The sequence below is a fragment of the Saccharomonospora sp. genome, assembly GCF_027317685.1.
In the GTDB taxonomy this organism is placed as follows: Bacteria; Actinomycetota; Actinomycetes; order Mycobacteriales; family Pseudonocardiaceae; genus Saccharomonospora.
Genome location: NZ_DAHVQP010000127.1, coordinates 1 through 26,641, shown reverse-complemented (window position 1 = coordinate 26,641; position 26,641 = coordinate 1). Strand labels below are relative to the sequence as shown.

The following is a 26,641-nucleotide window of genomic DNA, read 5'->3' as shown; positions in this document are numbered from 1 at the left end:
CTACATCATCAAGTCGGGCAAGGTCAAGATCGGCCGCAAGTCGGCCGACGGCCGGGAGAACCTGTTCCAGATCATGGGACCGTCCGACATGTTCGGGGAGCTGTCGATTTTCGACCCGGGCCCGCGCACGTCGACGGCCACGACCGTCACCGAGGTCAGCGCGGTGACGATGGACCGCCCCGCGTTGAGGCAGTGGATCTCGACGCGTCCGGAGATCGCCGAACAGCTGCTGCGGGTGGTCGCACGTCGGCTCCGCCGCACCAACAACATGGTCGCCGAACTGATCTTCACCGACGTTCCCGGCCGTGTGGCGAGGGCGCTGTTGCAGCTGGCGCAGCGTTTCGGCAGCCAGGAGGCGGGCCTGCTGCGGGTCACTCACGACCTCACGCAGGAGGAGATCGCCCAGTACGTCGGTGCGTCGCGAGAAACCGTCAACAAGGCGCTCGCCGACTTCGCGCACCGCGGTTGGCTGCGACTTGAGGGCAAGAGCGTATTGATCCTCGACCCGGAGCGGCTGGCTCGCCGAGCCCGCTGAGACGTTGGCGAGGTGTCTCGGGTCGCCGACCTCGGGCGGCCCGCAGGGGAGGGCATCGGCGGCACTCAAGGCCGGGCACGAATAAGTCGATACGGAACAAGGGGCCGGGCGCCACCCCCGACGTGGCACTTCATCCGGCCCCTTGTCCGCTATGCGCGGACCGTCCCCCGACAGGCCGCGCTCCCCGCCCTCCGGTTGTAGGCCCCGACCCGAAACCCGGAGGGAGTCTGTAGTTGTTCGCCCGGAGGAACCGGGGCGACGCAAGCTGACGCTTGATGCGAACTCTGTACCCCGCTGTGTCTCCAGTGGGGTACAGCGACCTAGAGCATCTGCGACATCTGTCTTAAATGTTCCACCAGCCGAAGCCGTACCGATAGGGTCGCATGGCCCCACCCTGGCGGTTCAAGTGTGTTCACCCTCAAAGACGCGTCAGCCGGATAGATGATGCCCATCTTCGGGGCACTGTTACCTATCCGATATCAAAATACCCGTTCGGATGCGTTTTATGCCCTTTTGGGCCAATTCACTCAAGCCCGAGCCGAGCAAAGTGGTACCGTCGTACCATACTGGTACGCGTGTCCAACCCCGTCGAATCCGGTCGCACCACCCTTTCCGACTACCGCGTAGCGCTGACCACCCCCGCCGCCCGGCGACCTCTCGTCGCCTCGTTGCTGGCCCGGCTCCCGATCGCCATGATCGGCATCTCCGGGTTGCTCTATGTGCAACACCGGACGGGCACTTACGCGGTGGCCGGCCTGGTGTCGGCGAGCACGCTGGTCGGCGTCGCCATCGGCTCGGTGGTGCAGGGACGACTCATCGACCGATTCGGCCCCACACGGCCACTACTCGTGGTCGTGGCCTTGTTCGCGGTGACGATGGCGGGGCTGGTGGCGGCCATCGAGAGCGGGGCGGCCACACCTGTGCTCGTGGTACTCGCCGGGGGTATCGGCCTGTTCGAGCCCATGTGCGGCTCGGCGTCCCGAGCGCTGTGGGGCAGGCTGCTCCCATCCGGGCCCGCGCTCACCGCCGCCTACTCGTACGAGGCCATCAGCATGGAGGTCTTCTTCATCCTCGGCCCCGGGCTGGCGGGCGCGCTCATCGCCGCACCGTGGCCGGGAACGGGCATGGTCCTCGGCGGAGCGTGCATGGCGGTGGGCGCGGTGCTGTTCGCGTTGAGCCCGGCCGTGCGGGCCTGGCCGCCGTCCCCCCGCGGCAAAACGCCCTTGCTCGGCGCGTTCAGCAGTCCCGGAATGCGCACACTCGCGCTGGCAGCACTCGGATTCGGCATGGTCATCGGCTTCGTCGAGGTCGCCGTACCCGCCGCAGCCACCGAAGCCGGCAACACCGCCCTGGGCGGTGTCCTGTTGTCGGTGTGGTCTGTGAGCTCCGTGGCGTTCGGCATCGTCTACAGCCTGCGTCCTTGGCCGAAGCCGCTGGGTCTGCGGCTGCCCGTGTTGCTCGCGCTGTTCGGCGCCTCCGTGGCGCTGTTGGCGTGGCCGTCGACACTGTGGGGTCTCGCGGTGGCTCTGCTGGCCTCGGGTGCCCTCATCACTCCACAGTCCACCACCCACTCGATGACCATCGAGCTGGTGGCTCCGAAAAACACGGCGGCCGAGGCTTTCGGTTGGGTCCTCACCGCCATCACCCTCGGATTGGCGTTCGGGCAATCGGCCAGCGGTTACCTGGTAGAACTTAGCGGTCCTCCGCTGGCATTCGGGGTGGCGTCGGTGTGCGCGCTCGTGGTGGCCGGTGCGGTATGGCTGCGCAAGCACACGGTTCGCGCCCGAGCCGCCGACGACGGTCGAACCGAGGGCGCGGAGGACACGGAAGGCACGAAAGACGCCACCATATCGTGACCGTCGGAGGTCATCCGCGGGAACGCAGATACTCCAGCTGGGCCTGGACACTCGCCTCGGCGGGCCCCCACAGCGCCCGGTCGACGTCGGCGTAGACGAGTTCCACGACCTGGCGGGCCGTGGCGTCGTCCCCGAGTTCCCGCAGTGCCCGGCGCACCTGATCCAGCCGCTGTTCGCGGTGGCGCAGGTACTCGGTCACCGTGCTGGTCAAATCCGACAGCTCGGGACCGTGGCCGGGCAGACCGAGCGTGTTCGGCGGCAACGCGCACAGAATCCGCAGAGAGTCGAGGTAGTCTCCCAGGTCGGACAGCACAGTGGTGCCCCGCCCCAGCACCGTGTCCCCGGTGAGCACGTGTACCCGATCGTCGTGGTCCACGCGCAGCACGATCGAATCGTCGGTGTGCCCGGGGGTGTGCGTGACCCGCAACGTCAACCCCGCGGCCCGCACCACGTCGCCGTCACCAAGCGGATCGCCCTCTCGACACAGGGAGGCATCGAAGGCTCGCACCGGCGCGCCCACGCGTTCGGCGAGCACCGGAGCCGCCTCCACATGGTCCGGGTGCCGGTGGGTGAGCACGATCAGCTCGATGCCGGCGAGACCGGAAAGCACGTCGAGGTGCTCGTCGAGGGCGTACCCGGGGTCCACGACGATCCGACCGGCCACTCCCGGTGCCTGCAACACCCAGGTGTTGGTGCCCTCCAACGTCATCGTCGACGGGTTGTTCTGCAACAGCACCGACGCGATGGGAGACACCGGTCGGAGCACCCCGTAAGCGGGATGGCTCATGACAGCTTCACCACGACCCGTTCACCGTCCTGCACGAATCTCGGCATGATCCGGTGGATCTCGCGTTCACACGCCAGGACCTCCGCCACGGAGGAGAACTGGGCGATCTCGTTGAGCGTGCACCACGTGGGGGGCATCAAGCCCACCCAGCCGGCCTCGGCGTCGGCCATGGCGTCCTCGGGACGTTGCCAGTGCGCCGACTCGACCTCGGTGGTGCCGTCGTCGGCCGTCTGCCCCTCGGGAAGAGCCGCCACGAAGAACCGTGCGTCGTACCGCCGGGGTTCCTCCTCGGGGGTCACCCAGTTCGCCCACGGCCGCAGCAGGTCCGCCCGCACCACCAGTCCGGCGTCGTTGAGGAAGCTCGCTAACGACAACTCACCAGAGGTGAGTGCCGCACGCGCGTCGGCGTAGACGCCGGTGTCGGCGACGACGCTGGACTCCGTGCCCGCCAACAGGACGCCGGACTCCTCGAACGCCTCCCGGACCACGGCGCACACCAGCGCCCGCGCCAGCGGCTCTGAACACGAGAACCGCCGAGCCCACTCCTCGGGCGGCGGCCCGACCCAGCCGATGGAGGCGTCGGCGTCGCGCTGGTCGACCCCGCCCCCGGGGAACACGGTCATCCCGGCCGCGAACGCCATGCTGCGCACACGACGCTGCAGGAAAACCTCGACCCCGGAGCGGTCTCCCACGTCCCGCACCAGCACCACGGTCGCCGAGTCCTTGGCCACGACGGGCTGCGACGGCGGTTCCTTCTGCACCGACGCCAGTGTCGGAACCAAGTGCTCGGGCACGACAAAGAAGTCCGGGCTCTCCCCGCCCGCCGGGTCTCGCGACTCGATCACGAGCGCACGATACCTCTTGTCCGTCCGAAGATCAGTGGCCTCAGCTACGTTCCACGCCGTTCGCCTTGGCGGCCTCGGCCCGTTCCCGCTCGGCCAGCTCGGCGTGCAGTTCACGCAACAGTTGCCGGTCGCGCTCGGACAGCTGCGGATCGTCGAGGTCCAGCTCAGGCAGCGAGGTCATGCCCGTGTCCAGGCCCGCGATCTTCCTGCCCTTCTCGGGGTCCTCGGCGATCGCGGCACGCAGCTGCGCCATTTCCTCCGGGCTCATCTCGGTGGTCTCGGCGACTCGGTTCTCCAATTGGGCCAGCTCCTCGGCGGAGAACGACTTCTTGTCGGGCTTCTCCGTCGAGCGTTCGGAGGGCTCGGCGGACTCGGCGGGCACTGGTTCGACCGGCGCCGACTCGCTGTGGGGCTCGATGTGACCGGCCTGCACCGTCGGCTCGGCGGTGTCCACCTGTTCCGGGGCCGGCAACGGGCTTCCCGCTCGGGCGGAAGGGACCTCCACGGACACGGGCTCCGGATCGGAGAATCGCGGCGGCTCCTCGATGGCATGGGACGGACGTCGCGCGAACTCCGCCTGCGCACGCGCCGCGCCCGCGGTGATCTTGCGGGACGACCGCGACGCGGAACCGTCCGCGGCGGGCCCGGGTTTGTCGGAAGCCAGCCACACCGGGGTGGCCGCGGCGAGCGCGGCCTCGTGGTACTCGGTGCGCTCGGCGTTCGGCCCGGTCACCTCCACGACCGCGCGGATGCCGCTTCGCCGCAGGGCGTCGTCCACCCGGAAGGCGACCGCGGGAGGATGCGCTTCGGGGCCGACCTCGATGAGAACCACTCGCTGGGGCAGCGGCCCGGGCACACTGCCCGCGGGGGTGTTACGCCACACCGCGTGCACCGAACGCAGGTCGGGCAGCACCTGCAAAGTTCGGTCCAGTGCTTTCACAATACCGGCCTCGGGATCGTTGTCGCTGGTGAAACGGTGGGTGTGGCCGGGGACGGACTCGCTGACCGCGAGTTGATCGGCCAGGGCCGTGTCCGACCGGCTCAACTCCAGTACGACGGCGAGCTCCCGCTGTTCACTGGGCCGAACCATGATCCGTCCGGCGATCAACGAGCCGACGACCAGTTCGGCGGCGTCGTCCGGGTGTGAACGAGCGACGAGTTCACGCGCCTCTGAGAGAGCACTGTCGTCGAGCCGGCCCGCCAGCGCCAGCAGGAGGTTGTGCAATCTCAGTGGCACCGCGAACCCGTCTTTGGGCAGGCCTTCGTGAACGTCCACCATCCCCGGTCTCCCTCCAGCCCGCTACCGAGCGAGCGTCATGCGGGTACAAGCCTGTGTTGACCGGCATCCACGGCGCCCACGCACACGAACCGGGAATTCGCGAGCGCCGCCTGATGGTAAGCGGGCAGCTCAATCTTTGTCGGCAGGACTTCGATGCTGGGCGACTCTTCGCCCAGAACCCGGAGGACCCGCTGTAACTCCCCAGTGAGGCGAGGCAGGCCCGACACGGCGGTGACCAACAGAATCCGCTTGGGTTCCCCCTCAGCGGTTTCCCGGTCATGCCGCCAGCTCTCTCGGACCTCTCCCACGTCCGGGCGCCCCCGCAACGTTGCGTGAATCACCACGGACACCGAATCGACGGTGCTCACCCAATCGGGTGTTCCCGTCGTGAATGTGTACCGGTTCTCGAACGAGGCGTCTACCCCGAGTGCGGAACTCACTTCGTGCCAATCGGCCCCGTGCGGAATAAGACCCGCGACCAGCAGGCGATACTCCGATTGGTCCAAATCAATCCTGTGCTTCAGCAAAGTCTTCGGCAGGGTGCGAGCCAGCGTGCCCATCGCACCCTCGCCGAGCCAGTCCCGGAACCGCCACAGCAACCGGTCGGGCAAACGCCCCGCCAGCCGCAGCAACAGCTCATGGCACGAGCTTTCGATGTCCGGGTCCATCACGCGACCTCCACGGTCAACTCCACCTCGACCGGCGCGCCCAGCGGCAGCTCGGCGACCCCGACCGCCGCCCGCGCGTGCGCGCCCGCGTCACCGAAGATCTCGCTCAGCACTTCGGAAGCGCCGTTGATGACTGCGGGCTGGCCGCCGAAGCCCTCACTGGACGCGACATAGCCGACGAGCTTCACGATCCGGACCACCGAGTCGATGCTCACGAGGTCGTGGACGGCGGCGAGCGCGTTCAACACAGCAGTACGCGCGTACTGCTTGGCCTCCTCTGGGCTGACCTCGGCACCGACCTTGCCGGTCGCGGCCAACTCACCGTCGACGAACGGCAACTGCCCGGAGGTGTAGACGTGCGAACCGGTGCGCACTGCGGGGACATAGGCCGCGACCGGAGCCGCGACGGCGGGCAGTTCGATACCGAGCTCCGTAAGCCTCGCGCTCCACTTCATGGCCGGCCCTTTCAGCTCTTCGGGCGCTTGAGATAGGCGACGTGCTGTTCACCACTCGGGTTGGGCAGCACCGTGACCAGTTCCCAGCCGTCCTCGCCCCACTGGTCGAGGATCTGCTTGGTGGCGTGGATCAACAGAGGAACCGTGGCGTATTCCCATTTCGTGTCGCTCATGCTGAAACACCCTAACCACTAACGTCTTCTCCTGTGGAAGGATGGCGCATCTTCGCGACGGCACTGCTGGCCGTTCCCGGAGTGATCGGAGTGTTGCTCGTCATGGCCAAGTCCAGGGAACGTACAGGGCGGTCCACCATCGTCGCGGTGACCGGACTGGTCGGCGTCACGGCACTGGCCGTGGTCTGCGTTCTCACGCTGACAGTGCTGCCCGGCGCAGCGGCCTGGGCACTCGCCGCCACCGTCGCCGTCATCGTGAGTGTGCTCGCATTGGCGAACTGAACATCCGGCGAAACTTGTGGATACTCTTCGAATCGTGACCCCCCTGCCTGGCTGGACCGATCAACTCGCACGAACCCGGTTGCATTTCGTCACCGGGAAAGGCGGCACCGGCAAGACGACCCTCGCCGCGTCCCTCGCCCTCGCACTGGCCCGGGGAGGTCGGCGCGTGCTGCTCGTGGAGGTCGAGGGGAGGCAGGGGTTCGCCCAGGTCTTCGACACCGAGCCACTGCCCTACGCCGAGCAGCGCATCGCCTCGGCCCCCGGCGGCGGCGAAGTGCGCGCCCTGCACATCGACGTCGAAGCCGCCCTGCTCGAGTACTTCGAGATGTTCTACAACCTCGGCTTCGCGGGGCGGACGCTGCGCAGGATGGGGGCTATCGAGTTCGCCACCACACTCGCGCCGGGGCTACGGGACGTCCTGCTCACCGGCAAGATCAAGGAATGCGTGGGTCGCACCGACTCCGACGGCAGGCACGTCTACGACGCCGTGGTGGTCGACGCTCCCCCCACCGGCCGGGTCGTGAAATTCCTCGACGTCACTAAGGCGCTGACCGACGTCGCGAAGACCGGACCCATCCGTGGACAGGCCGAAGGCGTGGTGCGCCTGCTGCACTCGGGTGACACGGCCGTACACCTGGTGACGCTGTTGGAGGAGATGCCGGTGCGGGAAACACTCGACGCCGTCGCGGAGCTCGACGGCGCGGATCTGCGTCCCGGCGCCGTTCTGGTGAACCGGGTGCGGCCGCCCCGGCTGCCCGAACGTCTGTTGACCCCGGCCGCGGACGGTCAGGTCGACGCGGAGACGATCCGCGCCGGACTCCTCTCGGCGGGGCTCGACCTGCCCGACTCCACCATCGACGCGTTGGTGGCCGAGACCGTCGAGCACGCCATCGGCATCGCGGCGGAGCAGCGCTCCGCCGAACAACTGGCCGAGACCGACCTGCCGACGCTACGGCTGACCGACCTCTCGGGAGGCGTGGACGTGGCGGGCCTGTACGAACTGGCCGACGCACTGGTGGAACAGGGGGTACGCCTGTGACTCCCGCACTCGACATCGACGGACTCTTGGACGACCCCGAGACGCGGGTAGTGGTCTGCTGCGGCTCCGGGGGCGTCGGCAAGACCACGACGGCGGCCGCGCTGGCCCTGCGGGCGGCCGAGCGGGGACGGCAAACCGTGGTCTTGACCATCGACCCGGCCCGCAGACTCGCCCAGGCGCTGGGCCTGCGCGAACTCGGCAATCACCCGAGAAAGGTGAACGTCGCCGGATTCGAGCCCGAGGGCGAACTGTGGGCCATGATGCTGGACATGCGGCGCACCTTCGACGACATGGTGCGCAGACACGCCGGTCCCGAACGCGCCGAGCAGCTGCTGTCCAACCCCTTCTACCAGACCATCTCCACGTCGTTCTCCGGCACGCAGGAGTACATGGCGATGGAGAAACTCGGGCAGCTCGTGGCCACCGGCGAATGGGACCTCATCATCGTGGACACCCCGCCAAGCCGTTCGGCGTTGGACTTCCTCGACGCGCCGAACCGGTTGTCCGCCGCCCTCGACGGTCGCATGATCCGCCTGCTGACCAGCCCCGCACGGGCCGGCAGCTGGGGCCTGCGCAAGGTCGTCAGCGCGGGGTTCTCGATGTTTTCCAAGGCCGTGTCCACCATCCTGGGCGGCCAGTTGCTCGCCGACGCTTCGGCGTTCATGCAGGCGTTCGACTCGACGTTCGGCGGTTTCCGGGAGCGCGCGGGCAAGACCGCGGAACTGCTGCGCTCGAAGGGCACGGCGTTCCTCGTGGTCGCCGCCCCCGAACCCGACGCGCTCCGAGAGGCCAGTTACTTCGTCGAACGGCTGTCGACCGAGTCGATGCCGCTGGCCGGACTCATCGCCAACAGGACCCATCCCGTGCTCGCGGACCTGTCGGCCATCGACGCCCTCGCCGCGGCGGAGGCACTGGAACGCCGTGGCGACAGTGCCCCGCTCGCATCGGCGGTGCTGCGCCTGCATGCCGACCGGGTGGAGATCTCGAAACGGGAAGAACGCCTGCTCGCGCGGTTCACCAAGGCGCACCCGCACGTCGCCGTGACCACGGTGCCCGCCTTGCCGAGCGATGTCCACGACATCAGTGGTCTACGCGATGTCGGTGATCGCATGTCGGGCGAGTGACCCCGCCGAGCGGTGCGTCGATCAGGAGTCGATCACGACACGCGTTGCGCCGGCTCGTGCTCCCGTTTGGCCGATTCGAGCAGATCACGCCAGCTCGACACCTCCGGCCGCCTACGAAGCAACGCGCGGCGCTCGCGTTCGGTCATCCCGCCCCAGACGCCGAAATCGATGCGGTTGTCCAACGCCTCGGCCAGACATTCAGTGCGTACCGGACAACCCATGCACACCAGCTTGGCCCTGTTCTGTTCGGCTCCTCGCACGAACAGGCCGTCCGGATCGGTGTCCCGGCAAGACGCATGAATGCGCCAATCCGAGTAGCCGTACCTCATACCCCCAGCTCCTACCTTGTTACGACCGGCAGGCGGAAAGGCGGCGATGCGTGCGACGTGCCCCCGCGTGCAGGTCCTTCTGTACTCACGTCCCTCCGACGATGCCTCCCCTGGCATCGTTCCCGTGAGTCGTTGACGGACTGTAGGGGTTGCCGGTTCCCTCGCCAACCCCCACAAGGTCATTTGTTATCAGATGGGTTCTCGGCTCAAGGGAACGGCCCACCACGATCACACCTCACTATGCGTAGGCTGAGTGTGTGAGCATCCGGAGCGGTCTGTTCAAGCTACTGGGTCTGTGCCTGCTCGCGGGGGTCCTTGTCGCCGGGATTCTGTTTCCCGTCGCCGGTGCCGCGGGCGTGGTCTCCAATCAGGCCAGTGACACGGTGGATTCGATGTCGTCCGATCTTGCCGATGAACCACCTCCACTAATCACGACCCTGACCGACAGGGAAGGCAAACCGATCGCCACCCTGTACGACCAGTACCGCGTCCCCACGGCTCCGGACGAGATCTCCGAGGCCATGAAGTGGGCGATGATCTCGGTGGAGGACCGCCGCTTCTACGATCATCACGGCGTCGACTGGAAAGGCACGCTCCGCGCCGTCATCAGTAACACATCCGGGGGCGACACCCAGGGCGCGTCCACTCTGACGCAACAGTATGTGAAAAATTATTTGATCAATGTCACTTATCGAGGTGACTCGCTGGGTCAGCAGAAGGCCCAGGAAGTGTCGATGGCCCGGAAACTCAAGGAAGCCCAGATCGCCATTCAACTGGAGACGAAGATGACGAAGGAGGAAATCCTCACCGGATACCTCAACGTCGTCGAGTTCTCCCGGCAAATTTACGGTGTCGGCGCGGCCGCTCGTGCTTATTTCGACACCGAGGCTTCGAAACTCACAGTGCCCCAGGCCGCTCTGCTCGCCGGCATGGTGAACAACCCCGCCGTGCTGGACCCCTGGAACAACCCGGAGGGCGCGAAGAAGCGGCGCAACTTCGTGCTCGACAAGATGGTCGAGAACCGCAAACTGTCCCCTGAGGACGCCGAGCGGATCAAGGAGGAGCCGCTGGGCGTGGTGCCCGGTGGCCCGAAGAAGCCCGCGTCCACCTGCATCAGCGCAGAGCCGCAGTACGGCTTCTTCTGCCAGTACGTCGAGGACTATCTGATCGACCTCGGCATGGACAAGGACGACCTCTACACGGGCGGCTACACCATCCGCACGACGATGGACTCCAAGGCCACCGAGGTGGCCAAGCAGGCCGCCGAGGACGAGGTCGACAAGACCGAACCCAACGTCGCCAACACGTTGTCCCTGGTGAAGCCGGGCAAGGAGCGACACGAGGTGGTCGCGCTCGTCGCCAACAGGGACTACGGCACGGATAAGGACGCCGGTCAAGCCTCCCAGGGTCTGCCGTACGAGGTCTTCAACGTCACGGGCGCCGGTTCCAGCTACAAGATCTTCACCGCGGCCGCTGCTTTGGAACAACGCAAGTACGGCATCTTCGACACGGTTCCGGCGCCGAACTTCCACGTCTCCCCGGTGTTCAACTGGGGTGGCGAGCACTGCCCCACACGTCCCTCGGGCATCCGCACCTATTGCGTCAAGAACGCCAGCGACGGCGCGGACACCTCGATGTCGTTGCAGGACGCTCTGGCGAGGTCACCCAACACCACGTTCGTCATCCTCGAAGAGGAAGTGGGCATGGGCCCGATTGTCGACATGGCCGAGAAGTTGGGGCTACGCAAGACGATGTCGACGCGATTCGCCGACGGACGGGCTCCGGACCCCGAGCACGAGAAGACGGAATACAGCATGACCCAGAAGGAATATCTGGGACCGAACGAGCTGGCACCGCAGGGCCGAGGCTTCTTCACCCTGGGCGCCAGCCCCGTCAGTGGTCTGGAGATGGCCAACGTCGCCGCGACGATCATGAGCGGTGGTGTGTGGTGTCCGCCCACGCCGATCCTGGAGGTCGTCAACCGGGGTGGTAACGAGTTCCCCGTCAAGGACCAGCCCTGTGAACAGGTGATCCCGGAGAGCGTGGCGAACACGCTCGCCGTCGGGTTGAGCAAGGACATCGACCCCGGTGGCACGGCGCACGCCGCCGCCTCCTCGGCGGGCTGGGAACGCCCGATGATCGGTAAGACCGGAACGACGCAGTTCCAGGGTTCGGCCACGTTCATCGGCGCGACCCCGCAGCTCGCCGGAGCGGCGATGATCTTCCGGCCGGATCTTCCGCACGGCGGGCTGGTCGACGGCGGGCCCGGCAACGTCCATGCGACCAGTTACGGGAACAGCAACATGTTCGGCGGCAAGACGCCGGCACGTACCTGGTTCCGCGCGATGAAGCCGATCATGGAGGGCCTGCCCGTCGAGCCGCTACCGGAACCCGATCCGCAGTACGCGAACATTCGGTGACACACTCGACTGGTGCCCGGCTCCACGACATGTGGGACCGGGCACCGGTATGTGACCAGAGACACACTGGGCCATTCAGGTATTTTTTGCTTGTCGAGTGGTGCTAAAGCGCTCGCAACCCTTACGGGGCACAGCGAATCGCGCATCATAACGCGTACGCTCGGTAACACACGTCGCCTCAAGGATGATGATGAAACGCCTCGTGACGGGGGCGGCAGCACTGGCCGCCGCGACTCTCGGTTACGCCGTCGGCATCGAACGACGGCACTGGACTCTGCGCACAGCGGAGTTGCCCGTGCTCACCGACGGCTCCCGTCCCATCCGCGTGCTGCACGTATCCGATCTCCACATGTTGCCGGGCCAAGAATCCAAGCAGCGCTGGGTCGCCGAGCTCGACCGCCTCGAACCCGACCTCGTCGTCAACACCGGGGACAACCTCGCACACCCGCAGGCGGTCCCCGCCGTCCTTCGGGCTCTCGGACCGCTTCTGAACCGGCCGGGCGTGTTCGTGTTCGGCAGCAACGACTACTACGCGCCGAAGCCGAAGAACCCGGCGCGCTACCTCATGCCGAACGGCCGGAAGAAGCGCATCCACGGCACCCGCCTGCCGTGGCGCGACCTGCGTGCGGCGTTCATCGAGCACGGTTGGCAGGACCTCACTCACGTTCGTCGCACGCTCACCGTGTCGGGACAGCACGTGTTCACCGCTGGCGTGGACGATCCACACCTGCACCGCGACCGCTACACCGACATCATGGGCACACCCGACCGGAAGGCCGCTCTGCGACTCGGGGTGACGCACTCGCCGGAACCGCGGGTACTCGACTCCTTCGCCGCCGACGGCTACGACCTCGTGCTCGCGGGCCACACGCACGGCGGACAGCTGCGGGTGCCGGGCATCGGCGCGCTGGTCACCAACTGCGAACTCGACAGGTCCCGGGCGCGCGGGGCCTCACGTTGGGGTGCGGACATGTGGCTGCACGTCTCGGCGGGACTCGGCACCTCCCCGTACGCGCCCGCCCGGTTCGCCTGCCCGCCGGAGGCGAGCCTGTTGACGCTGCTCCCGAGGGAGGCTCGGGTTTCCAGGGCGCAAAACCTAGCCCGCCGTCAAGCCGCCAGCAACGTCCGCTAAACTAGGTCTCGACCCGCTGGGAACACAGCAGAAGACATCGGGGTGTGGCGCAGCTTGGTAGCGTGCCTCGTTCGGGTCGAGGAGGTCGTGGGTTCAAATCCCGCCACCCCGACGTAGGAAGGCCCCGCTCGGGAAACCGGGCGGGGCCTTCCTGTTTCCGTTTCCTACTTGTCCTCACGTTCGCCGTTCATCAGCGCACGGCTACCGTCTCCACCCAACATTCGCTGACCTCGCCCTGCCCCCCGCGCACCCACATCCACGCCGAGCGGGCCGCGCTCGCCAACTGCGGGTCCATGTCGTCGGTCTCGTCCAGCGCTTCGGCCAGCTCGGTCTCTATGGTCCGGGCCAATCCCCGATAGTCGTCTCCCGTGTAGTAGCGCGCTTTCGAGCGGACCTCGCGGAATCCCGCGCGCCGCACCCAGTCGTCCACGTGTCTGCCCGCGAAGGGGTCACCGCCTCGGCGTCGTCGCAGCATGCTCCACCCGCGTAGGGCCGCGTCGACGTTGGCGGTCTTGGGTTTCACCCTGGTGCGGCTCCAGTCCGGTGTCGACAGCGCGAGCGCCCCTTCCGGTCTCAGCACCCTGGCGAACTCGGCGAGCACGGGTATCGGATCGGGTTCGCGATCCAGCAGTCCGTGGGCATAGACCAGGTCGACGCTTCCCGAGCGCACCGGCAGAGCTCGCACGCCGCAGGCGACGAAGTCGACCGAGGACACAGCTGCCAGCTCACTCGCGCGTCGCGCGTGCCGCAGCCCGTCGACATCGGTGTCGAGCCCGACGACGTGGACGGGGTGAGCCGCCGTACCCAGGCTCGCGGTGCTTCGTGCGCCACCGCGGTCCTCCTGCCGAACACAACCGACATGGAGCACCCGCATCCCCGGCCGCAACAGCGGCAGCACGAAACCCGCGTGACCCTCCAACACGCTGTCAACCCTACGGACCTGGCAGGATCACCGGGGTGAACACACAACATCCGAGCCCCCGAGTTCCCGAGACGTTGTTCGGCGAGCCCGAACTGGAGGCCCGTTGGCGGGCCCGGTTCAGCGCGGCCCGGGTGTCGCTGCCGGACTGGGCACTCGACGCGCCTCACGCCCGCCTGTACGTGTCCAACGCCGGCGGGGTGTGGGAGATCTACGCCTGGGACCAGGCGACCGACACGCACCGCCAGATCACCGACCGGCCCAACGGCACCCTGCACGGCACGTTGTCACCGGACGGCGCGTGGATCTGGTGGTTCAACGACACCGACGGCGACGAGTTCGGCACGTGGGTGCGTGAACCGTTCGGTGGTGGCGCGAAGCCCGAACCCGCGCTGCCCGACGTGCCCGCGGGCTACCCGGCCGGGCTGGAGATCGGGCACAGGCTGGTGGCGGTGGGCGTGTCCACCGACGACGGCAGCGCTTTGTACACGCACCGTGACGGGCGGACCGAGCTGTTCTACAGCAACGAGAACGACGCCGAGGTGGCCGCGTTGTCGCGTGACGAGCGGCTGCTCGCGATCGGGCACTCCGAACACGGGGATTCCAGGCACCCGGCGCTGCGCGTGCTGCGAAGCGACGGGTTCGACGTCGTGGCGGAGAAGTGGGACGGCGAGGGCAAGGGCCTGGCCGCGCTGGCGTTCTCGCCTCGCAAGGGCGATCCGCGGCTGCTGGTACAACACGAACGACGGGACAGGGAAGAACTGCTGGTCTGGGACGTCGAGGCCGACACCGAGACCGAACTCGACATCGACCTGCCCGGTGAACTCATCGGCGACTGGTACCCCGACGGCGAGGCCCTGCTGATCCTCCAGTTCGACAAGGGCCGCAGCAAGCTGTACCGGTACGAGCTCGCGACGGGGACGTTGACCTCGCTCGACACCCCGCCTGGTCGGATCGGTGGCGCGGGCGCCAGGCCCGACGGCACCGTCGAGTACACGTGGTCCAACGCGGCCGAACCGCCGCTCGTACGTGTTCGCGAACCCGGTGGCGAGGACCGGGTGCTGATCACCCCGCCCGGCGAGCGTGCTCCCGGGTCCCGCCCAGTCACCGACGTGTTCGTGGACGGCCCCGGCGGCCGGGTACACGCGCTGGTGTCCACTCCCGAGAACAAGGACCGGCCTTTGCCGACGGTGTTCCTGCTGCACGGGGGCCCGCACTCGGCCGACGAGGACCGTTTCTCGGCTTACCGGGCGGTGTGGGTGGATGCCGGTTTCGCCGTGATCGAGGTGAACTACCGGGGATCCACCGGATACGGCTCGGCGTGGCGGGACGCCATCGAGGGCAGGCCCGGCCTGGCCGAGCTGGAGGACGTGGCGGCCGTGCACGACTGGGCCGTGTCCTCCGGGCTCGCCGATCCCGACAAGTGCGTGGCCGCCGGCGCGTCGTGGGGTGGTTACCTGACGCTGCTCGCGCTGGGCACGCAACCGGACCGGTGGGCAGCGGGAGTCGCCGGGGTCCCGGTGGCCGACTATGTCGCCGCCTACGCCGACGAGATGGAACAGCTACGAGCGTTCGACCGGGCCCTGTTCGGCGGCTCGCCCTCCGAAGTCCCCGATGTGTACGAACGGTGCTCGCCGATCACCTATGTCGACGAGGTGAGGGCGCCGGTGCTCGTCCTGGCCGGGGACAACGACCCGCGTTGCCCGATCCGGCAGATCGAGAACTATCTCGACCGGCTGGCCGCACGCGGTATGGACTACGAGTTCTACCGCTACGACGCCGGCCACGGCTCATTGGTGGTCGCCGAGACCATCAAGCAGGTCGCCATCGAGGTGCACTTCGCTCAGCGGGCACTCGGGCTCGTCTAGCAACGGCCGAAAGCCGCGCACGAAAAAGGGCCACCTGCCGCGTGTTCCTCCAGCGGTAGGTGGCCCTCGCGTCTTTCGATCAAGCCTTCTGGGCCTGCCACATCCAATGCTGCTTCTCCATCTCCTGGGTGATCTCGATCAACAGGTCCTGGGTGACGAGGTCGCTTTTGTCGGTCTCGTCGATGCACACCCTCAGTCGCTGGATCAGCCGGCCGAGGGTATCGACGATCTTGTCGACGGTCAGGTCAGTGCTCTGCCAGCTCTCCGGATACTCGGGCAGGCCTGAGTTCTCCGTCACCGTCTTGGCCTTGCCGTTCGGCGACACCCCAATGGCGCTCGCCCTTTCAGCCACGTCGTCGACGAAACCGCGGGCCGCCGAGACCAGTTCGTCGAGTTGAAGGTGGACACTGCGGAAGTTCCTACCCACGACGTTCCAGTGTGCCTGCTTGGCGATCAAACTGAGATCGATGAGGTCGACAAGGGTCGACTGCAGGACGCTCGCCGTCACCTCTTTGTCGCTCTCCTTGAGCGGGCCCTTGAGTGGCGAGTTCGCCATCGTGCTGTCCTCCCTGCGTTCTTCGGATACGTCGGACCGACGTCCATCACGCAGGGGTTACCCGTCAGCGCGAAGCCGGAAACTCGGCCGAGGCCTGTGCGAGACCGAACTCGGCGACCTGGCGGCCGATGAGGCGCAGGTTGTTGGCGACTTTCTCGTCCGACGCGCCGCCGGAGGAATCGAACTTGACCTCGGCGCTGTTCACCGCCCCACCCATGGGTGTGGGCCAGCCGCGAAGCGCGTGGGCGACCGTGCGCATCTGGTCGAGGGTCGTGACGGCCGCTTGCCATCCGTGTGCCACGGCGATCAGGCCGACCGCCCGCCCGTGCAGGTAGGGGCGCGTGTCTTCGCGCAGGTCCTCGACGTAGTCGAGGGCGTTCTTGACGAGTCCCGTGACGGTGCCGTGGTAACCGGGTGAAACGATGATTACACCGTCCGCTTCGCGGATCGCCTCCACCAGCCGGACGGCTTCGGCCGTGCGCTCCTCGACACCGGCGTCGTAGAACGGCAGCACCAGTTGCTGTCCTGTCACGGCGGTGGTGGTCGCCCCGGCCTCCTCCGCGCCCGCGAGGGCGGTACGCAGGGCTCGCTCCGACTGCGAACCGTCACGAAGGGAGCCACCGAGACCGAGAACTTTGATCGCACGTGTCGCTGTCACCCCCTCGAGGCTAGACGTTCGACTTAGGTGGAGGGCCAGCCTCGAAAGAAGGAACTGCGTCACATCTGGCCACACCGACCTACTGGAAAGTAGCCTTTGGGTGTCATCGGTGACGGGAGGAACACGTGACGATACCGGCTCAAATCCGCGTCCAAGCCGCGGCCGCGCAACTGCTCTACTCGCTGCCCCGCCCCCTGCGCCGCCTGGTGGCGGGCAAACCCGTGCGCCTCGACGGGCAGGAACTCGCACTCGACGCCCAGCTCCTGCTACGCCTTCAACAACTGTCGGGCGCGGGCCTGGTCAGCGGCACCGTGGAACACTCCCGAGCCTCCCTCGACGTCTCACGTCACCTGGTGAGCGGCAAGCCCATCCAGCCGGTCCTCACCCGAGAAGTACCCATCCCGAGTGAGAACGGCGAAGTACCCGCCACGCTCTACACGCCCGAGGGTCTGTCGCCCGGTTCCGGGATGCTGGTCTTCTACCACGGCGGCGGCTGGGTGGTCGGAAGCCGGCGAAGTCACGACAACACTGCCCGATTCCTCGCCAAGCACGCGGGAGTGCGGGTGCTGTCGGTGGAATATCGACTCGCGCCGGAACACCCGTTCCCGGCCGCGCAGGAGGACGCGCTCTCGGCGTTCGACTTCGCGTACAAGAAGGCGGAGGATTTCGGTGCCGACCCCCGGCGCGTGGCCGTGGGAGGTGACAGCGCGGGCGGTAACCTCGCCGCCGCCACCGCGCAGGTCACCACTCAGCGCGGCGGCCCGGCTCCCGCGTTCCAGTTGCTGCTGTACCCGGCCGTGGACGCCACCGAACGGCGCCGCTCCCGCGAACTGTTCTCCGACGGGTTCTTCCTCACCGACGAGCACATGACGTGGTTCATCGACCACTACGCACCCGAGGGCGTGGACCGCGCCGACCCGCGATTGTCGCCTCTGCTGACCGAGGACGTGTCGGGGCTGCCGCCCGCCTACATCGCCACAGCCGGGTTTGACCCACTACGCGACGAGGGCGAGGCGTATGCGGCCAAGCTCGCCGACGCGGGCGTTCCCGTGGCCCTGAGCAGACAGTCCGACTTGATCCACGGATACGCGAACTTCCTCGGCATCGGCAAACGGTTCCGCGAGGCGTTGGCCGAAGCCGCGGGCGCACTCCGGGTGGGCCTGAGCGGGGCCGCCTCGGCAAAGGACTGACGCGCGATCTGAAAGACGGGAGGAGCGGAATCCGACGCGGGGCCGGATTCCGCTTCCCCCTCTTTCTCCGTGAGTGGACGTTCGCACCCGAACGTCCAGGGAGAGGGTTCTTACCACACGAACGAATCCCGGTCCACCGGTCGCACAAGCCGCTTGTGCAGTCAGGTTGTGCAGTCAGGTTCTGTCGCACCGCCCGAGACTTGAAGACCCGCCGACGGGTTCCCCGGCAGGATCGAACCGTCGGCTCCACTGACCGGCGTCGTACGACGAGTCGCCGCGGAAGCCGTCGAAAAGATCACGTGATGTACGGCCACCCGGTCACGTCGGGACTTCCTCGTCGTCCCCCTGGCAGGTCGGGCACAGTCCCCAGAAGACGACCTCCGCCTCGTCGACGTCGAAGCCGGCGTCATGGGACGGTTCAAGGCACGGCGCGGCGCCGTGGACACAGTCGACGTCCTCGGCATGACCACACCGGCGACACACGAGGTGGTGGTGGTTGTCTCCCGCCCGAGTCTCGAAGCGCGCCGGATGACCGGCCGGTTCGATCCTTCTCACCAGATTCGCGTTCGTACAGGCACCGAGCACGTCGTAGACGGCCTGGGTGGACACCGATCCGAGTACGTCCCGCACTCCGGCCGCCACCTGTTCGGCCGTGGCATGAGGGTGCTCGGCGAGCCATTCGAGAACAGCCACACGCGGCGCGGTGACCCTCAGTCCGGCCGCTTTGAGCTGATCCCTGGCAGGACTTCGCTGATCAGAGGCGACAGAACTCACCGCGCCGACCTTTCTGGAGCTAGCCAAGGTATCACCGTGAGTTTCTTATCCATCACAGAGAAAAACAGTTGTACGCTCGTGCCACAATGCGGTTTCGTCGACATGTGTCCCTCCAGCCCTACTTACAGCTGCTGCGCATCCCCGCACTTCCCACCTCGCTACTGCTCCTGCTGCTCAGCCGTGTCCCCATCATCGCCTCGGGCATCACCCTGACCCTGCACGTGGTCAGCGAACTCGGACGCGGCTACGGCGCAGCCGGACTCGCCGGAACCGCCACCATGCTCGGCACGGCCCTGGGCGCGCCCGTACTTGGACGCATGATCGACCATCACGGACTGCGACCTGTTGTCGCCCTCTGCGGAGTCGCCTCGTGCGGGTACTGGTTGAGCACTCCACACCTGTCCTACGAGGTACTACTCCTGGCCGCTTTGCCCGCCGGGGCGCTGGTGACTCCCGCAGGCTCCATCTCCCGCCAGGTTATCGCCGCCCTCGTGCCCGCCGACCACCGGCGCGTGGCATTCTCCCTGGACCAAGTCGGGATCGAGCTGGCATACATGGGCGGTCCGATCCTGGCGATCCTGGTGAGCACGCAATATTCCACCTCCGCCGCCCTGACCGGCATCGGCGTGGTGAACGGAGTGCTCGCGCTCGCCCTCTGGTACCGCAACCCGCCCGTGCGGTCGACGGAGGAGAGCACGGTACCGACGCAACGCCCCGAAGCACGGTCCTGGGTGACCGGACGCTTCATCGCCGCGCTGTCGGTGGCGATGGGAGCCACCTTCGTGCTCATCGGCGTGGAACTGGCGACCATCGCGTCTCTGCGCGCCTCCGGCGACGTGACCTGGACCGGCGTCGTGATCGCCGTCATGGGCGTGGCGTCCCTCATCGGCGGGCTGATCTACGGTGCCACCCGCCGCTCACTGTCCCAGCTCGCCCTGATGACGCTACTGACGCTGCTCACCCTGCCCGTCGGGCTCGCGACCCAGACATGGTGGCTCCTCGCGCTGGCGGTGATCCCCCTGAACACACTGTGCGCGCCGACGCTGGCGGCTACGGCCGAGACCGTCATCGGCGCCGTTCCCCACACCGTCCGAGGCTTCGCCATGGGGCTGCAGGACTCGGCCACTCGACTCGGGTTCGCGCTCGGCAGCCCCTTCGTCGGATTCGTGCTCGACCGAGCCGAACCCGGCTGGGGTTTCGTGGCCGCCGCCGTGGGCGGTCTCGGCTTCGCCGCCGTCGGCGCCGCCCTGTCGCTGGGAGGACGGAGACGGAAAAGCCACCGAACAACACCGACCTCACCCGCGACCACGGGCTAGAAACACGCCTGGCGAAGCTCGTCCAAGCGGTTCAGGTTGTTCTCCAACCAAGCGGAGAAGTTGCTCAGGTGATCGAGCTTGTTCCGCTCCAGCTCCAGGTAACCGTTGGCGATGTCGAACAGCGTTTCCTGAACGCTCTGATCGGCCACCCGCTGACCGAGATCCTGTAGCTGCTGGGCCTTCTCCTCGGCACCGGCGGCCACCGCCTCGGGGTCCACGTTGACGTTCAGATCGATGATCTGCAACGCGTCAGCGCACACCGCCGCCTTGTCACCGGTGTTCTGGACCCCTTCGATGGCCGAAGTCACTTCGTCACAGCCCGACAACGCGAGCCCTGACAGCACTACGGCAGCACACAGCCCACGAACACCCGATCTCCGCATGATCATGACATTACCGGCAGATGTGATACGCGCGGTAGCACCGAGAGGCGATTTCGACACGGAGCGAGAGCAAACGCTGTGCGCGTGGCGACACTCCGGTCCCCGCGAACGCACAGCGCGACTCGGCTCGAAGATCTCGGTCAGGCCGCCACGGGCGGTCAGGCGGACCGGGCGACCAGCTCGGCGATCTGCACGGTGTTGAGGGCGGCACCCTTACGCAGGTTGTCACCGGCGACGAACAACGCCAGTCCACGACCGTCGTCGACACCGGGGTCGCGACGGATCCGGCCGACATAGCTCGGGTCGTTCCCCGCGGCCTCCAACGGCGTGGGGATGTCCGACAGCCGCACACCCGGCGCCGTCGACAGCAGGCGGGTGGCCTCCTCAACCGACAGCGGCCGCTCGAACTCGGCGCTGATCGACAGCGCGTGCCCGGTGAACACCGGCACCCGCACGCAGGTTCCGGAAACCCTCAGCTCCGGGATGTCGAGGATCTTGCGACTCTCGTTGCGGAGCTTCTGCTCCTCGTCGGTCTCCAGCGAACCGTCGTCCACCACAGAACCGGCCATCGGCAGCACGTTAAACGCGATCGGCCGCGCGTACTTGGCGGGCTCGCCCAACTCGACCGCCGACCCGTCGTGCGTGAGCTCGGTGGCGCGCTCGCCCGCGGTCCGCACCTGCGCGGCCAGCTCCTCCACACCGGCCAGGCCACTGCCGGACACCGCCTGGTAGGTGCTGGCGACCAGCCGCACCAGACCCGCGGCCTCGTGCAGCGGCTTGAGCACCGGCATCGCGGCCATGGTCGTGCAGTTGGGGTTGGCGATGATCCCCTTGCGGGCGTCCTTGATCGCCTCCGGGTTGACCTCGCTCACCACCAGGGGCACGTCGGGGTCCAACCGCCACGCCGACGAGTTGTCGATCACGGTGACACCCGCTTCGGCGAACCGGGGAGCCTGCGCCTTCGACGTCGCCCCACCGGCAGAGAAGAGCGCGATGTCCAAACCGGACGGATCTGCCGTGGCGGCGTCCTCGACGACGATGTCCTCGCCCTGCCAGGGCAGGGTGCTACCCGCCGACCGCGAGGAGGCGAAGTAACGCATCTGCGCCACGGGGAAGTTCCGTTCGGCGAGCAGCTTTCGGATCACGGCGCCCACCTGTCCGGTGGCACCGACGATGCCTACCCGCACGCCGGCGTTGTCCGTTGCCATCAGCGACCACTCCCCGCGTAGACGACGGCTTCCTCGTCGCCGCCGAGCTCGAATGCCTCATGGATCGCGCGCACGGCTTCGTCGACCTGCGCGTCCCGAATCAACACCGAGATACGGATCTCGGACGTGTTGATGATCTCGATGTTGACCCCGGCCTCGGCCAGCGCCTCACAGAACGACGCCGTCACACCCGGGTGCGACCGCATACCCGCGCCGACGAGCGAGACCTTACCCACGTGGTCGTCGTAGAGCACCGCCGAGAAACCGAGCTCCGACTTGATCTTCTCCAGCTCGCTCACGGCCCTGGGACCGTTGGCCTTGGACAGGGTGAAGGTGATGTCGGTACGCCCCGCCGTGTCGGAGATGTTCTGCAACACCATGTCGATGTCGATCTCCGCGTTGGCCACGGTGCGGAAGATGCGGGCCGCGGCGCCGGTGTGGTCGGGTACACCGGTGATGGTGATCTTCGCCTCCGACCTGTCGTGAGCGACACCGGTGATCAACGCTTGTTCCACGGGGATCTCCTCAATCGAGCCGGTCACGGTGGTGCCCGGCTGGTCACTGTAGGAAGAGCGGACTCGGATCGGCACCCCGTACCGGCGGGCGTACTCCACCGACCTCAGGTGAAGGATCTTGGACCCACTCGCGGCGAGTTCCAGCATCTCCTCGTACGGGATCGTGTCCAGCTTGCGGGCGTCGGACACGATGCGCGGGTCCGCCGTGTACACGCCGTCCACATCGGAGTAGATCTCGCAGACATCGGCGTTCAGCGCCGCCGCCACCGCCACGGCCGTCGTGTCGGACCCGCCCCGGCCGAGCGTGGTGATGTCCTTGGTGTCCTGGGAGACACCCTGAAACCCGGCCACGAGCGCGATGTAGCCCTGTTCCAGCGCCTCAGTCACCCGGGACGGTGTGACGTTGATGATGCGCGCGTTGCCGTGCACCGACGTGGTCACCACTCCGGCCTGCGATCCGGTGAACGACCACGCCTCGGCCCCTTGCGCGGAGATCGCCATCGCCACGAGTGCGTTGGAGATGCGTTCCCCGGCCGTGAGGAGCATGTCCATCTCCCGCTCGGGAGGGACGGGGTTGACCTGCTGGGCGAGGTCGAGCAACTCGTCGGTGGTGTCACCCATCGCGGAGCACACGACCACGACATCGTTGCCTGCTTTTTTCGTGGCGACGATCCGCTCGGCCACGCGCTTGATCCGGTCTGCGCTCTCCAGTGACGAACCACCGTATTTTTGGACTACGAGGGCCACTGCCTCGTTCCTCCTCGAATGCCGCGCCTATCGTCGATCCGGTCTCGACGTCGGCGCGTGCGGATCGCTTCGGGCGTCAAGGATACCGACTTGCCACGGTGCGAATACCCAACTCTGTGGCAGCAACCACTCTCATACCTGCATTTTCTCGCGACGAAAGGAATACTCGAGACACGATGAAAGACAAGAAGGCCGAGACAAGCATTCCCATCCATGACCTGCTCGCCCGCCGGTGGAGTCCGCGGGCTCTCGACCCCGAGGCGGAGGTGAGCACCGACCAGCTTCGCGCCCTGCTCGAAGCGGCGCGGTGGGCGCCGTCGTGCGGCAACACACAGCCCACCCGTTACCTCGTGGGCCGCCGCGGGGACGAGACGTACAAGCGCATCCTGAGCACCCTGACGGAGAGCAACCAGGCGTGGGCACACCGTGCCGGCGCGTTGCTCGTGGGCTGCGCCGTGACTCGCAACGAGAAGGGCGCCGTGCCGATGGCCGAGTACGGTGTCGGCCTCGCGACCGAGAACCTCGTGTTGCAGGCCGTCGCCGAAGGACTCGCGGCACGGCAGATGACCGGGTTCGACCCCGACGCGGCGCACAGCGAATTCTCCCTGCCCGACGAGGTGCGTCCGGTCGTGGTGATCGCCGTGGGCGTGGCCACCGACGCCTCGATCTTCACCGACGAACAGGACATCGCCCGGGAGGGCGCGCCACGCGAACGCATTGCGCTGTCCGACATCGCCTTCACCGACGAGTGGGGCAACTCAACCTTCCCCGCGTGACCCCACGGTCGCCGCACCGGGAAGCGGGCTCGCCTCGACACACTCGACACGCTCGACACGATTGCGCTCAGCGTTCGGAGTCCTCGCCACCCACGGCCCGGACGATACGCACGGCGATCGACGAGGCCACCAACCAGAAGATCGCGGCGATGCCGTAGTTGAGCAGCACTTCCAGCTGCGGGTCCGCGGGCAGGAACAGGTCCTCGAACCCGATCACCGCGACGTCGGCGGCGTCGGACACGAACGACACGATGCCGTTGTCGGGATTGCCCGCACCCACCACGAAGATCACGTGCAGCACCAGGACGGCGGAGAGCACGAGCCCGGTCCAACGCACCACGCCCGTGAGCACACGAACCGTCTTGACGCGCATGGCCCGCCGATCGGCACGACGCGATCGACGCGACGGTTTTCCCGCCCTCCCGTCCACTGTGACGCGAGTCTCGACGGGCACATTCGACCGTGGCCGCTCGCGTGAGCCGTCGTCAGCGTGATGTGCACCCATACGCAGCAGTTTCGCACGAAAGGAACCGCGACGGCTACGCATCGGTAACCCCCGCTGACCCTCCCGTGAATAACAGTTCGGCCACGACCCACTGCTTGCGCGGGTTCGTCCGAAGGTTAAGCTGGCGCCGTGGCGTTCGCGCTCCTTCTCCTTCGCTGCCGCGACGGGGCCTGACTTCTCGACCGGCTCCCCGTCGCGGGGATCTCTGGTGTTCTCGTACTCGCCATAACGCCGGTCAGCACAGGTTTCACCGACTTTCTCGACAGGCCGAAGAGATCTGTCGGAAATCCCTTTTTGAAGGAGCGATCACCAGACCATGAGCACGTCCGAGCCCACCGCGAGGCAGGTAAGCCGGATCCGCACACCGTCCCGCCCCGCCCCCGCCGACCAGCCGTCCTGGAACCCCCAACGCGGCAGCTCCATGCCGTTCCACCGGTACCGCCCCTGGCACCGCCTGGTCGAGGACATCACGCTGCCCGACCGCACCTGGCCGGACAAGCGCATCGAACGGGCCCCGCTGTGGTGCGCGGTCGACCTCCGCGACGGGAACCAGGCCCTGATCGACCCCATGTCGCCCGCGCGTAAGCGCAAGTTCTTCGACCTGCTGGTACGCATGGGCTTCAAGGAGATCGAGGTCGGTTTCCCCGCCGCGAGCCAGACTGACTTCGACTTCGTCCGCGAGATCATCGAAGACGACGCCATTCCCGAGGACGTACGCATCCAGGTACTGGTGCAGTGCCGCCCGGAGCTGATCGAGCGCACGTTCGAGGCGCTGGAAGGCGCGCCGCGCGCCATCGTGCACATCTACAACTCGACCTCGATCCTCCAGCGGCGCGTGGTGTTCCGCGAGGAACGCGAAGGCATCAAGAAGATCGCCACACAGGGCGCCGAACTCGTGCAGGAGTACGCATCGAAGTACTCCGACACGGATTTCCGTTTCCAGTACTCGCCCGAGTCGTACACCGGCACCGAACTGTCCTACGCGGCCGAGGTCTGCAACGCGGTCACCGAGATCTGGCAGCCCACACTGGAGAACCCGGCGATCGTGAACCTCCCCGCGACCGTCGAGATGGCCACGCCCAACGTGTACGCCGACTCGATCGAGTGGATGAACCGCAACCTGGAGCGGCGGGACTCGCTGATCCTGTCGCTGCACCCGCACAACGACCGCGGCACCGGCATCGCCGCCGCGGAACTGGGCTACCAGGCGGGCGCCGATCGCATCGAGGGCTGCCTGTTCGGCAACGGTGAGCGCACCGGCAACGTCGACCTGGTCGCGCTGGGACTGAACCTGTTCAGCCAGGGCATCGACCCGCAGCTGGACTTCTCCGACCTCGACGAGATCAAGCGCACCGTCGAGTACTGCAACCAGCTGAAGGTGCACGAACGCAGCCCGTGGGCCGGTGACCTGGTGTTCACCGCGTTCTCCGGAAGCCACCAGGACGCGATCAACAAGGGCCTCGACGCGCTGCGTGACCAGGCCGCCAAGGCGGGTGTGCCGGTGGACGAGCACCCGTGGGAGGTGCCGTACCTGCCGATCGACCCCAAGGACGTCGGCCGCACCTACGAAGCCGTCATCCGGGTGAACTCGCAGTCCGGCAAGGGCGGCATCGCCTACATCATGAAGACCGAGCACCAGCTGGACCTGCCGCGCAGGCTGCAGATCGAGTTCTCCAAGACCATCCAGCGGCACACCGACACCCAGGGCGGCGAGGTGGACCCGCAGACCATATGGCAGGCGTTCGCCTCCGAGTACCTGGAGCCGAACACACCGCTGGAGCTGGTGAGCAAGCACGTACGGGCCAACGGCGACTACGAGCTGAGCGCGACGATCCGGCTGGACGGCGAGGAACAGCAGATCACCGGTCGCGGCAACGGGCCGATCGCGGCGTTCTTCGACGCGCTCGCCACCGTCGGGTTCGACGTGCGGCTGCTGGACTACAGCGAACACACGCTCAGGCCCGGTGACGACTCGAAGGCCGCCTCCTACATCGAATGCGCCATCGACGACAAGGTGTACTGGGGTGTCGGCATCGACTCGTCGATCATCACGGCATCGCTGCGAGCCGTCGTCTCCGCGATCAACCGCGCCCACCGGTGAGGCAATGATCACGGCACCGCGCGCCGGTTGAATCCCGCGCACGGCAGACGACGTTGGATAGTGGTGTGGACGACGTCTCGCTGCTGCTCCTCTTCGCCGTCGCCGTCGTGCCGTTGGTGCCGACGGAGATCGCGCTCATCGGCATGGGGGTCGCCGCCGCGAACGGTGGCGACCCCTTTCCGCTTGTGCTGGCCGTGGCGG

At 67.2% G+C, this 26,641-nt stretch carries 27 protein-coding genes, 1 tRNA gene and 1 pseudogene; 14 read left to right on the top strand and 15 right to left on the bottom strand.

From position 1 onward, the window contains the following. On the top strand, positions 1-535 hold a 535-nt coding region (locus M7H19_RS15050; protein WP_277068983.1), incomplete at its 5' end, for a Crp/Fnr family transcriptional regulator. A 575-nt stretch (positions 536-1,110) separates the two neighbouring features. Beyond that, positions 1,111-2,391 (top strand): MFS transporter, encoded by a 1,281-nt coding sequence (locus tag M7H19_RS15045; RefSeq protein WP_298181864.1) that lies wholly within the window; start codon positions 1,111-1,113, stop codon positions 2,389-2,391. A gap of 10 nt (positions 2,392-2,401) precedes the next feature. On the opposite strand, the gene M7H19_RS15040 is transcribed toward M7H19_RS15045, so the two are convergent. The 6 genes from M7H19_RS15040 to M7H19_RS15015 all read right to left on the bottom strand — a co-directional run bounded on the left by M7H19_RS15040 (position 2,402) and on the right by M7H19_RS15015 (position 6,598). After that, positions 2,402-3,178 (bottom strand): MBL fold metallo-hydrolase, encoded by a 777-nt coding sequence (locus M7H19_RS15040; protein ID WP_298181862.1) that lies wholly within the window; start codon positions 3,176-3,178, stop codon positions 2,402-2,404. Beyond that, positions 3,175-3,960, bottom strand: a complete 786-nt coding sequence (locus M7H19_RS15035; protein WP_298181874.1) for an NUDIX hydrolase — start codon at positions 3,958-3,960, stop codon at positions 3,175-3,177. The genes M7H19_RS15040 and M7H19_RS15035 overlap by 4 nt, the downstream gene beginning before the upstream one ends. Positions 3,961-4,063: 103 nt before the next feature. Then, the gene (locus M7H19_RS15030) at positions 4,064-5,302 is read right to left on the bottom strand and encodes a hypothetical protein (RefSeq protein WP_298181860.1); all 1,239 of its coding nucleotides are present in this window, start codon (positions 5,300-5,302) and stop codon (positions 4,064-4,066) included. A 35-nt stretch (positions 5,303-5,337) separates the two neighbouring features. Continuing rightward, positions 5,338-5,970 carry a hypothetical protein gene (locus M7H19_RS15025; protein WP_298181872.1) on the bottom strand — a complete coding sequence of 211 codons (633 nt, stop codon included), beginning with the start codon at positions 5,968-5,970 and terminating at the stop codon, positions 5,338-5,340. After that, complete coding sequence (locus tag M7H19_RS15020) at positions 5,970-6,425, bottom strand: RidA family protein (RefSeq protein ID WP_298181858.1); 456 nt, start codon at positions 6,423-6,425, stop codon at positions 5,970-5,972. The genes M7H19_RS15025 and M7H19_RS15020 overlap by 1 nt, the downstream gene beginning before the upstream one ends. Before the next feature lie 11 nt (positions 6,426-6,436). Further along, the gene (locus tag M7H19_RS15015) at positions 6,437-6,598 is read right to left on the bottom strand and encodes a DUF4177 domain-containing protein (protein ID WP_298181856.1); all 162 of its coding nucleotides are present in this window, start codon (positions 6,596-6,598) and stop codon (positions 6,437-6,439) included. A gap of 33 nt (positions 6,599-6,631) precedes the next feature. On the opposite strand from M7H19_RS15015, the gene M7H19_RS15010 reads away from it, so the two are divergent. From M7H19_RS15010 to M7H19_RS15000, 3 genes are read left to right on the top strand one after another with little or no spacing between them, the layout of a single operon-like run. Beyond that, entirely contained in the window at positions 6,632-6,880 is a 249-nt protein-coding gene (locus tag M7H19_RS15010; protein WP_298181854.1) for a hypothetical protein, read from the top strand. A 31-nt stretch (positions 6,881-6,911) separates the two neighbouring features. Then, entirely contained in the window at positions 6,912-7,919 is a 1,008-nt protein-coding gene (locus M7H19_RS15005) for an ArsA-related P-loop ATPase (protein ID WP_298181870.1), read from the top strand. Next, on the top strand, positions 7,916-9,043 hold the full coding sequence (locus M7H19_RS15000) for an ArsA family ATPase (RefSeq protein ID WP_298181851.1): 1,128 nt from the start codon (positions 7,916-7,918) through the stop codon (positions 9,041-9,043). Before M7H19_RS15005 ends, M7H19_RS15000 begins: the two co-directional genes overlap by 4 nt. Positions 9,044-9,075: 32 nt before the next feature. Here the strand turns inward: M7H19_RS15000 and M7H19_RS14995 are convergent, their stop codons facing one another. Beyond that, positions 9,076-9,372 (bottom strand): WhiB family transcriptional regulator, encoded by a 297-nt coding sequence (locus tag M7H19_RS14995; RefSeq protein ID WP_298181849.1) that lies wholly within the window; start codon positions 9,370-9,372, stop codon positions 9,076-9,078. 257 nt (positions 9,373-9,629) lie between these two features. Here M7H19_RS14995 and M7H19_RS14990 point away from each other — a divergent pair, with 257 nt between their 5' ends. The 3 genes from M7H19_RS14990 to M7H19_RS14980 all read left to right on the top strand — a co-directional run bounded on the left by M7H19_RS14990 (position 9,630) and on the right by M7H19_RS14980 (position 13,036). Beyond that, positions 9,630-11,792 (top strand): transglycosylase domain-containing protein, encoded by a 2,163-nt coding sequence (locus M7H19_RS14990; RefSeq protein WP_298181847.1) that lies wholly within the window; start codon positions 9,630-9,632, stop codon positions 11,790-11,792. Positions 11,793-11,982: 190 nt separating this feature from the next. After that, entirely contained in the window at positions 11,983-12,924 is a 942-nt protein-coding gene (locus M7H19_RS14985) for a metallophosphoesterase (protein WP_298181845.1), read from the top strand. A 38-nt stretch (positions 12,925-12,962) separates the two neighbouring features. After that, positions 12,963-13,036: transfer RNA gene (locus tag M7H19_RS14980), tRNA-Pro, on the top strand. A gap of 78 nt (positions 13,037-13,114) precedes the next feature. Here M7H19_RS14980 and M7H19_RS14975 read toward each other — a convergent pair. Then, positions 13,115-13,846 (bottom strand): class I SAM-dependent methyltransferase, encoded by a 732-nt coding sequence (locus M7H19_RS14975; protein ID WP_298181843.1) that lies wholly within the window; start codon positions 13,844-13,846, stop codon positions 13,115-13,117. Between the two features lie 35 nt (positions 13,847-13,881). Between M7H19_RS14975 and M7H19_RS14970 the strand changes: the two genes are divergently transcribed. Then, a complete protein-coding gene (locus tag M7H19_RS14970) occupies positions 13,882-15,711 on the top strand; it encodes a prolyl oligopeptidase family serine peptidase (RefSeq protein WP_298181841.1) in 1,830 nt (609 codons plus the stop codon). Positions 15,712-15,790: 79 nt separating this feature from the next. On the opposite strand, the gene M7H19_RS14965 is transcribed toward M7H19_RS14970, so the two are convergent. Together M7H19_RS14965 and M7H19_RS14960 are read right to left on the bottom strand one after the other, a co-directional pair. Next, a complete protein-coding gene (locus M7H19_RS14965) occupies positions 15,791-16,267 on the bottom strand; it encodes a DNA starvation/stationary phase protection protein (protein WP_298181840.1) in 477 nt (158 codons plus the stop codon). Positions 16,268-16,331: 64 nt separating this feature from the next. Further along, positions 16,332-16,925: an NADPH-dependent FMN reductase gene (locus M7H19_RS14960; protein WP_298181838.1), complete on the bottom strand. Its 594-nt coding sequence runs from the start codon at positions 16,923-16,925 to the stop codon at positions 16,332-16,334. 125 nt (positions 16,926-17,050) lie between these two features. Between M7H19_RS14960 and M7H19_RS14955 the strand changes: the two genes are divergently transcribed. Further along, positions 17,051-18,115 (top strand): alpha/beta hydrolase, encoded by a 1,065-nt coding sequence (locus tag M7H19_RS14955; protein ID WP_298181836.1) that lies wholly within the window; start codon positions 17,051-17,053, stop codon positions 18,113-18,115. 318 nt (positions 18,116-18,433) lie between these two features. Here M7H19_RS14955 and M7H19_RS14950 read toward each other — a convergent pair whose 3' ends face one another. Further along, positions 18,434-18,889: a Fur family transcriptional regulator gene (locus tag M7H19_RS14950; protein ID WP_298181868.1), complete on the bottom strand. Its 456-nt coding sequence runs from the start codon at positions 18,887-18,889 to the stop codon at positions 18,434-18,436. Between the two features lie 104 nt (positions 18,890-18,993). Between M7H19_RS14950 and M7H19_RS14945 the strand changes: the two genes are divergently transcribed. After that, positions 18,994-20,205: an MFS transporter gene (locus M7H19_RS14945; RefSeq protein ID WP_298181834.1), complete on the top strand. Its 1,212-nt coding sequence runs from the start codon at positions 18,994-18,996 to the stop codon at positions 20,203-20,205. Here the strand turns inward: M7H19_RS14945 and M7H19_RS14940 are convergent. The 3 genes from M7H19_RS14940 to M7H19_RS14930 form a co-directional block, all read right to left on the bottom strand. Beyond that, positions 20,202-20,588, bottom strand: a complete 387-nt coding sequence (locus tag M7H19_RS14940) for a hypothetical protein (RefSeq protein ID WP_298181832.1) — start codon at positions 20,586-20,588, stop codon at positions 20,202-20,204. The two genes, M7H19_RS14945 and M7H19_RS14940, sit on opposite strands and share 4 nt — an antisense overlap. 158 nt (positions 20,589-20,746) lie before the next feature. Then, positions 20,747-21,796 carry an aspartate-semialdehyde dehydrogenase gene (locus M7H19_RS14935; protein ID WP_298181830.1) on the bottom strand — a complete coding sequence of 350 codons (1,050 nt, stop codon included), beginning with the start codon at positions 21,794-21,796 and terminating at the stop codon, positions 20,747-20,749. Further along, positions 21,796-23,058 carry an aspartate kinase gene (locus M7H19_RS14930; protein ID WP_298181828.1) on the bottom strand — a complete coding sequence of 421 codons (1,263 nt, stop codon included), beginning with the start codon at positions 23,056-23,058 and terminating at the stop codon, positions 21,796-21,798. The genes M7H19_RS14935 and M7H19_RS14930 overlap by 1 nt, the downstream gene beginning before the upstream one ends. A 176-nt stretch (positions 23,059-23,234) precedes the next feature. On the opposite strand from M7H19_RS14930, the gene M7H19_RS14925 reads away from it, so the two are divergent. Then, complete coding sequence (locus tag M7H19_RS14925) at positions 23,235-23,834, top strand: nitroreductase family protein (RefSeq protein WP_298181826.1); 600 nt, start codon at positions 23,235-23,237, stop codon at positions 23,832-23,834. Between the two features lie 67 nt (positions 23,835-23,901). Here the strand turns inward: M7H19_RS14925 and M7H19_RS14920 are convergent, their stop codons facing one another. Then, complete coding sequence (locus M7H19_RS14920; protein WP_298181824.1) at positions 23,902-24,207, bottom strand: hypothetical protein; 306 nt, start codon at positions 24,205-24,207, stop codon at positions 23,902-23,904. 448 nt (positions 24,208-24,655) lie between these two features. On the opposite strand from M7H19_RS14920, the gene leuA reads away from it, so the two are divergent. Both leuA and M7H19_RS14910 read left to right on the top strand, forming a co-directional pair. Continuing rightward, on the top strand, positions 24,656-26,440 hold the full coding sequence (gene leuA / locus M7H19_RS14915) for a 2-isopropylmalate synthase (RefSeq protein ID WP_298181822.1): 1,785 nt from the start codon (positions 24,656-24,658) through the stop codon (positions 26,438-26,440). A 65-nt stretch (positions 26,441-26,505) separates the two neighbouring features. Continuing rightward, positions 26,506-26,641: pseudogene (locus M7H19_RS14910) on the top strand (DedA family protein); the annotation flags it as partial.

Bases quoted from the DNA above. Each gene is read 5' to 3' on its own strand.
- M7H19_RS15040 (WP_298181862.1), bottom strand. From the start codon at position 3,178: ATGAGCCATCCCGCTTACGGGGTGCTCCGACCGGTGTCTCCCATCGCG.
- M7H19_RS15030 (WP_298181860.1), bottom strand. From the start codon at position 5,302: ATGGTGGACGTTCACGAAGGCCTGCCCAAAGACGGGTTCGCGGTGCCA.
- M7H19_RS15025 (WP_298181872.1), bottom strand. From the start codon at position 5,970: ATGGACCCGGACATCGAAAGCTCGTGCCATGAGCTGTTGCTGCGGCTG.
- M7H19_RS15020 (WP_298181858.1), bottom strand. From the start codon at position 6,425: ATGAAGTGGAGCGCGAGGCTTACGGAGCTCGGTATCGAACTGCCCGCC.
- M7H19_RS15015 (WP_298181856.1), bottom strand. From the start codon at position 6,598: ATGAGCGACACGAAATGGGAATACGCCACGGTTCCTCTGTTGATCCAC.
- M7H19_RS14995 (WP_298181849.1), bottom strand. From the start codon at position 9,372: ATGAGGTACGGCTACTCGGATTGGCGCATTCATGCGTCTTGCCGGGAC.
- M7H19_RS14985 (WP_298181845.1), top strand. From the start codon at position 11,983: ATGAAACGCCTCGTGACGGGGGCGGCAGCACTGGCCGCCGCGACTCTC.
- M7H19_RS14965 (WP_298181840.1), bottom strand. From the start codon at position 16,267: ATGGCGAACTCGCCACTCAAGGGCCCGCTCAAGGAGAGCGACAAAGAG.
- M7H19_RS14940 (WP_298181832.1), bottom strand. From the start codon at position 20,588: ATGCGGAGATCGGGTGTTCGTGGGCTGTGTGCTGCCGTAGTGCTGTCA.
- M7H19_RS14935 (WP_298181830.1), bottom strand. From the start codon at position 21,796: ATGGCAACGGACAACGCCGGCGTGCGGGTAGGCATCGTCGGTGCCACC.
- M7H19_RS14925 (WP_298181826.1), top strand. From the start codon at position 23,235: ATGAAAGACAAGAAGGCCGAGACAAGCATTCCCATCCATGACCTGCTC.
- M7H19_RS14920 (WP_298181824.1), bottom strand. From the start codon at position 24,207: ATGCGCGTCAAGACGGTTCGTGTGCTCACGGGCGTGGTGCGTTGGACC.
- leuA (WP_298181822.1), top strand. From the start codon at position 24,656: ATGAGCACGTCCGAGCCCACCGCGAGGCAGGTAAGCCGGATCCGCACA.